General features: G+C 69.0%; 9 protein-coding genes. 1 reads left to right on the plus strand and 8 read right to left on the minus strand.

Going from position 1 to position 6526, the window contains the following annotated elements; translation table 11 throughout:
• Nucleotides 1-88: 88 nt before the first annotated feature.
• From KUM49_RS08125 to KUM49_RS08160, 8 genes are all read right to left on the minus strand, one after another.
• Complete coding sequence (locus tag KUM49_RS08125) at nucleotides 89-925, minus strand: hypothetical protein (RefSeq protein WP_217236040.1); 837 nt, start codon at nucleotides 923-925, stop codon at nucleotides 89-91.
• Between the two features lie 161 nt (nucleotides 926-1086).
• Nucleotides 1087-1521 carry an SRPBCC family protein gene (locus KUM49_RS08130; protein ID WP_217236041.1) on the minus strand — a complete coding sequence of 145 codons (435 nt, stop codon included), beginning with the start codon at nucleotides 1519-1521 and terminating at the stop codon, nucleotides 1087-1089.
• Nucleotides 1522-1616: 95 nt separating this feature from the next.
• Complete coding sequence (locus tag KUM49_RS08135) at nucleotides 1617-2360, minus strand: SDR family oxidoreductase (protein WP_217236042.1); 744 nt, start codon at nucleotides 2358-2360, stop codon at nucleotides 1617-1619.
• Between the two features lie 79 nt (nucleotides 2361-2439).
• On the minus strand, nucleotides 2440-3507 hold the full coding sequence (locus tag KUM49_RS08140) for an NADH:flavin oxidoreductase/NADH oxidase (protein WP_217236043.1): 1068 nt from the start codon (nucleotides 3505-3507) through the stop codon (nucleotides 2440-2442).
• Between the two features lie 99 nt (nucleotides 3508-3606).
• The gene (locus tag KUM49_RS08145) at nucleotides 3607-4272 is read right to left on the minus strand and encodes an NAD(P)H-binding protein (protein WP_217236044.1); all 666 of its coding nucleotides are present in this window, start codon (nucleotides 4270-4272) and stop codon (nucleotides 3607-3609) included.
• A 2-nt stretch (nucleotides 4273-4274) separates the two neighbouring features.
• Nucleotides 4275-4676: a RidA family protein gene (locus KUM49_RS08150; protein WP_217236045.1), complete on the minus strand. Its 402-nt coding sequence runs from the start codon at nucleotides 4674-4676 to the stop codon at nucleotides 4275-4277.
• Nucleotides 4677-4724: 48 nt separating this feature from the next.
• Nucleotides 4725-5378: an NAD(P)H-binding protein gene (locus KUM49_RS08155; RefSeq protein ID WP_217236046.1), complete on the minus strand. Its 654-nt coding sequence runs from the start codon at nucleotides 5376-5378 to the stop codon at nucleotides 4725-4727.
• A 49-nt stretch (nucleotides 5379-5427) separates the two neighbouring features.
• Nucleotides 5428-5859: a VOC family protein gene (locus KUM49_RS08160; protein ID WP_217236047.1), complete on the minus strand. Its 432-nt coding sequence runs from the start codon at nucleotides 5857-5859 to the stop codon at nucleotides 5428-5430.
• Nucleotides 5860-6005: 146 nt separating this feature from the next.
• On the opposite strand from KUM49_RS08160, the gene KUM49_RS08165 reads away from it, so the two are divergent.
• On the plus strand, nucleotides 6006-6526 hold a 521-nt coding region (locus KUM49_RS08165; RefSeq protein ID WP_217236050.1), incomplete at its 3' end, for a GntR family transcriptional regulator.

The raw sequence follows: 6526 nt of genomic DNA on the forward strand, positions 1-6526 counted from the left end.
TCACCACGTCCCGCAGGACAACGTAGGGAACCTTGAGCGCATGCCATCGCAGCTTGAGCGAAGCACTCTTCAGGGCCCGTATGCCGCCTCAGTTGCGGGGCTGGGAGTCCAGGAAACGGTGGAGGGATGCCGTCATGCTCGCCACGAAGGCGTCACGGGTCCGGTCGGAGACCAGGTCCAGGGACAGGTACGGGTTGAGGTCCTCCAGCTCCACGAGGAGTAGTTCGCCTTCCCGGGTGCGGCAGGCGTCCACGCGCTGGATGCCGTGGTCGAGAGTGTTCCAGTCGATGAAGGGCCGGGCGAAGGCCAGGTCGGCGTCGGTGGGCTCGTAGGGCTCAAGGACCCAGCGCCGCTCAGGGTCGGGGGCGTGAAGGGCGTACTGGAAGGCGTCGTCGACGTAGTAGAAGGACACCTCGTAGCGGAAGTCGATGCGCGGCTGGACCAGGATGTCGCCGTAGGCCAGGTCGCCCAGCTGCTCGCGGGGCACGAAGGTCAGGCCGATGGAGTCCGCGCCCGCTTTCGGTTTGACCGCGTACTGGGCGGCCTCGGGCAGCAGATGCATGTCCTCGGGCCGGTCGATGGTGGGGATGACCGGGTATCCGGCGGCGGTCAGGTCCAGCAGGTACTGCTTGCCGGCCATGTCGCCGCGGCCGGTCAGCGGGTTGTAGACCCGGATGTCACGGGCCATGGCCTGCTCCCGGAAGGCGTCGTACTCCTTCTGGTAGTGCAGCACGGGCCCGCTGTTACGGACCACGACCACGTCGAAGGCGTCCATCAGGGCGGCGGCATCCAGCGGGTGGCACAGGGCGATGTCGAAGCTGTCGCGCAGTCGGGAGGTCAGGAAGATGTCCTCGTCGCAGTAGCGTCGCCCCCGGGCTGGGTAGGCGAGGTCGGTCACGAACAGGACTCTGCGGCGGTCGGGCATCGTGCATCTCCTTAGACGGTGACTCAAACTTATCTATCCCGCGGGACACGGCCTCGGGCAGCCGCGTGGTCGTGGGACGCCAGCACGCCAGTACCGGCTCCCGCCCACGTCGCGTCCGGCGGCGAGGGCATCAAGGAACGCTGCGCTTGGTGTCGGTGCAGTCAGCCGAAGGTCTTGTGGAGACCGACGATGGCCTGGGCGTAGGCGCCTTCGAGGACCATGCTGGCCTCTTCGGGCGTAGTGCCGTCGACGGCGTCGAAGGTGGACTGCCAGGTCAGAAAGGCGCCGCCGGTGTCGGAGACGGCCTGGACCCGGAGGGTCGAACGGTATCCGCTGACTGGCAGCGGTGCGTCGACGATCTCGTAGGTCAGGGTCCGTCGGGCGTCGTCCAGGGCCACAAGTTGTTCCCGGTAGGTGCTGCCGTCCGTGCCGGTCAGGAGGCGGATCGCGCCGGGCGTGAACTCGCTCTCGCCTTCGACGATGGCACTGTCCTGGATGGCCGGGTGCCAGTCGGGAAGTCCGTTGAACCGTCGTACGACGGCCCATATGTCCTCTGCGGAGCTGGTGAAGGCCGAGCTCCAGTACGCATGTGCCATGGCCGGTGGTCCTCTCGTTTCGGGGTGGCGGGCGACCGTGTAAGTGGCCGCCCGCCGTCTTCTCTGCTTGTCGTGCGGGGGACGGGAGCCCCGTCTCACCAGTTCTGGCGAGTCGGGGAGATGATCAGGTCGTTGACGTTGACGTCAACGGGCTGGTCGAGGGCGTAGACGACGGCGTCGGCGATGGCCTCGGGGTTGATGGCGATGGCGTTGAGTTCCTGGGCGGCCTGGCGTCCGGCGGGGTCGGTGACCTTGTCGGCCCAGCCGGTGTCGATGACGCCGGGGCTGATCGTGGACGCCTTGATGCCTTCGCGGACGCTGAGTTCCCTGCGCATGGACTCGGTCATGGCCTGGACGAAGAACTTGGTGGAGCTGTAGACCCCGGCGCCGTCGCCGACCTGGTGACCGGCCACCGAGTCCATGTTCAGGATGTGACCGGACTTCTGGCGCAGCATCACCGGAAGAACGGCGTGGACGCCGTTGAGGTACCCGCGGATGTTCACGTCGATCATCCGGTTCCAGTCGTCTATCGCTCCGTCCTTCCAGAAGGAGAACAGCATCAGGCCCGCATTGTTGACCAGGACGTCGATCCGCCCGAACCGCTCGACCGCGAAGTCGGCCAGCGCCTGGACGTCCTGTGCGTCGGCGACGTCGGTGAGCCTGGCGACGGCGGTGCCGCCGGCCTTCTCGATGTCGGCGACCAGCTGGTCGAGGGCTTCCTGGCCGCGGGCTGCGGCGACGACTGTGGCGCCGCGGGCGGCGAGTGCCTTGGCGCTGACGGCGCCGATGCCGGAGGAGGCGCCGGTGATGACGACGACCTTGCCTTCAAGGTGGTTCATGGGGATCTCCGTGTGAGGTGTCCGGCACGTCTTCCCTGGTAAGGACAGTGCGGCCGGTGGTGATGAAAGCGGCAGGGCATCAGCGCTTGCGGCGCTTGACGACGTAGGCGTACTGGTCCGGCCAGTTCGGCTCGGCATCGAGTGCGAGGGCGGCGTGCTGTGCCCAGTACGGGTTGCGCAGGAGTTCGCGGCCGAGGAAGACGGCGTCGGCCTGGCCGGAGGTGATGACGTCCTCGGCCTGCTGCGGCTCGGTGATGATGCCGACGGCGGCGGTAGGGATGCCGGCCTGGTCGCGGGCCTGGGCGGCGAAGGGGACCTGGTAGTTCGGACCGGCGACGATCTTCGCGTCGCGGACCATGCCGCCGGTGGACACGTCGAGCAGGTCCACGCCGTGGGCCTGGAGCTCCTTGGCGAGGCGGACGGTGTCCTCGGAGGTCCACCCCTCGCGCGTGTCCTCGGGGTTCTCGGTGAGCCAGTCGGTCGCGGAGGTGCGGAAGAAGACCGGCAGGTCGGCGGGCCACACGGCGCGGACGGCGTCGACGACTTCGAGGGCGAAGCGGATGCGGTTGGCGAAGCTGCCGCCGTAGGCGTCGGTGCGGTGGTTGGAGACCGGGGAGAGGAAGGAGTTGATGAGGTAGCCGTGGGCGCCGTGGACCTCGGCGACCTCGAAGCCGGCGGCCAGGGCGCGCTGGGCGGAGTCGGCGAAGTCGCGGACGAGCTGCTGGATCTCGGCGACGGTCAGCTCGTGGGGGGCGGTCAGTCCGTCGTACGCCATCGGGCTCGGGGCGACGGGCTGCCAGCCGCCCTCGCTCTCGGGCAGGGCCCGGTCGGACAGCCAGGGCTTGTCGACGGACGCCTTGCGGCCGGCGTGCGCGAGCTGGATGGCCGGGACGGAGCCGTGGGCCTTGATGGCCTGGGTGATCCGCGTGAACGCCTCCTGCTGGCGGTCGTTCCACAGGCCCAGGTCCCAGGGGCTGATCCGCCCGTCCGGGCGGACACCGGTGGCCTCGGCCATCACCAGGCCCGCGCCGCCGGCCGCGCGGGAGGCCAGGTGGGTGAGGTGGAAGTCCGTCGGCACACCGGTCATCCAGACCCGGTTGGGTATCTGGAGGGATCGCAGCTTGAGGGGGGTGAACAGGGCACTCACGGCTGAGTCTTCTTTCATGGTGGTGTGCTGGTTGTCCCGGCCGGGCCTGGCCGCCGCCTTCGGCGGCTGACCTGGCCCTTCCTGGTGTTCGGAACGCGTTCAGGCGCCGGCGAGCGTGTCCAGGGCGTCCACGATCGGGGTGGTGCCGCCGATGACCTCGACGGTCCGGCCGTCCAGCCGGGGGTCTTCGAGGAGGGCGAGCAGGACGGCGGAGACGTCGGCGCGGGGAATCGGGCCGGTGCCGGTGCGGTCACCGAGGTTGACCCGTCCGGTCCCCGGATCGTTGTTCAGCAGGCCGGGGCGGACGATCGTCGCCCGGGGATTGCTCCGGGCGCGGACGGCGTCCTCGGCGGCGGCCTTGGCCCGCATGTAGATGCCGAACTCCTGCTCGAAGTCTGCCGGGTCGGCCCGCAGGTGGTCGCCCATGGCGGAGACGAGCAGGTAGCGGCCGACTCCGGCAGCCTCGGCGGCGTCCGCGAGGAGGACCGCAGCGTCGCGGTCGACGGTCTCCTTTCGGGCCGATCCGCTGCCCGCCCCGGCGCCGGCGGCGAAGACGACAGCGTCCGCACCGGCCAGATGCCCGGCGAGTTCGCTCACCGTGGCCTTTTCCAGGTCGAGCACGATGGTCTCGGCGCCGGCCTCGGCAAGGTCAGCGGCGTAGGCCGGGTTCCGTACGAGCCCTGCCACCGAGTGGCCGCGCTCGGCCAGGAGCTTCTCCAGGATGAGGGCGATCTTGCCGTGCCCTCCGGCGATCACGACCTTCATGATCAGGCCGGCAGGCGGGTGTCGACGACGAAGCTGACCTCGATGAGCTGGCCCGGGAAGAACAGCGTGGCGACGCCGATCGTGCTGCTGGTGGGGCGATGGTCACCGAAGTAGGCCAGGTTCGCCGCCGCCATCGCCATGTTGTACTTCGGCAGGTCGACGATGTACTGGACTTCCGAGATGACCTGGTTGCGGGTCGCCCCGTAGTGGGCCAGGACCTTCTCGAAGTTGGCGTAGGACTGCTGAAGCTGGGCGTCGAAGTCGTTCGCGTGGATGAAGTTGCCCTCTTCGTCGTGGGACAGCTGCCCGGAGACGTAGATGGTGTCGCCGGCCTTGATGGCCTGGGCGAACCCGAACTCCTTCTCGCCGGAGACGTCGTGGCTGTAGGAATCGATGGCGGTCATGGTGCTTCTCCTTGCTGATGGTGCTGTCGTTGAGGTGCGGGTGTGAGCTCAGGCGGCCGCGAGGCGGGTGACGGCGTCCGCGACGGGGGTGTCACCGGAGGTGAGCTCGACGATCACGCGGCTGAGGGCCGGCGCGTGCAGGGCGGCGTCGAGGAACGCGGCGACGTCGTCGCGGTGCACGTCGCCGTACTCGACGGCGGGACCGGCGGTGATGTGGCCGGTGCCGGGGGTGTCCAGAAGGGTTCCGGGACGGACGATCAGCCAGTCCAGGCCGGTACGGGTCAGATAGACGTCGGCGGTCTTCTTGACCTTGATGTAGTGCTCGAAGCCCTCACTACGTGTCCCGTCGCGCAGCGCGTCGGGGAACACCGAGACGAGGACGAACCGCGCCACCCCGGCCAGCGCGGCCGCGTCGGCGGCCTTTTGAAGGCCACGGCCGTCGATGAGGGTCGTCTTGTCCTGACCGGTGCCGTGTGCGCCGGCCGAGAAGACCACGGCGTCATGGCCGCGCATCTTGCCGGCCAGGTCATCGACCGAGTCGGCGATGAGATCACCGATCACCGGAGTCCCGCCGGCCGCCCGCACGGTCTCCCCCTGAGCGGGCCCGCGGTGCATGCCGGTCACAAAGTCACCGCGTTGGGTGAGGAGTTGAGTGAGGCGGCGGCCGACTCCTCCGGCAGCGCCGATCTGGAACACCTTCATGAGCTCGTCCCGTCTTTCGCGTGTGGGGGTGGGTGGTGCCGACCGCCGGTCAGGCGGCGAACACCTGCGAGTCGTCGGCGAACGCCTTGAACTCCAGCGCGTTGCCGGCCGGGTCGAGGAGGAACATCGTCCACTGCTCGCCCTTCTGGCCCGCGAAACGCACGTACGGCTCGATGACGAACTCGGTGCCCGTCGCCCGAAGCCGCTCGGCGAACTCCTGGAAGGCCTCGACCGTCAGAACCAGACCGAAGTGCGGCACGGGTACGTCGTGGCCGTCGACCGGATTGTGTATGCGCTGTGCGCGCTTCGGCGCCAGGTGCGTGACGAACTGATGGCCGTGCAGATTCCAGTCCACCCACGTGTCGGCACTGCGGCCCTGCTCCAGGCCCAGGACGTCGCCGTAGAAGCGGCGCGCGGCAGCCAGGTCGTCGACCGGCACGGCCAGGTGGAAGCGGGGGATCGGGGAGTCGAGAACGGTCATGGCACTGCCTTCCTGCCGGGGAGCGGAGCGGCCCGTGGGCGATCCTGCTCGACTTGTCCTAATGTTGACATCACGACAACGTCCGAATGTTAACATTAGGTCATTGGTGGAGGAGGTGCAATTCGGGCATGAGTGATCAGGGCAAGGTGGCCCCGGCTCGCCGCCGGGGTCTGGCCGACGAGGTCGCGGACCGCATCCGCGAGGCCATCTTCAACGGGGCCTACGCCCCGGGCGAGCAGCTGCGCGAGGTGGAGCTGTCCGGCGAGATGGATGTCAGCCGCGGCCCGGTGCGCGAGGCGCTGCGGCTGCTGGAGCGCGAGGGCCTGGTGCACTGTGCGTGGCACCGGGGCACGACGGTGACGACGCTGTCCGCCGAGGACGTGGCTGAGCTCGACAGCCTGCGCGGCGCGTTGGAGGACCTCGCCGTACGGCAGGTGATCGCCCACGCCTCGGACGAGGACCTCGCGTCCATCGCGAAGACGGCCGACATGATGGAGCGGGCCGGCGATGCGCACGAGATGGTGCGCCTTGACATCGCCTTCCACGACGCGGTGTTCGCCGCCGCAGGACACCAGCGCCTCGCCGACGCCTGGGACGGCATACGGTGCCAGGTCCACCTGTTCCTGCTGACCCGGATCGGCCGCAGCACCGTCGGCTACCTCGACTG

This window comes from Streptomyces sp. AC555_RSS877 (genome assembly GCF_019049245.1).
Lineage (GTDB): Bacteria > Actinomycetota > Actinomycetes > Streptomycetales > Streptomycetaceae > Streptomyces.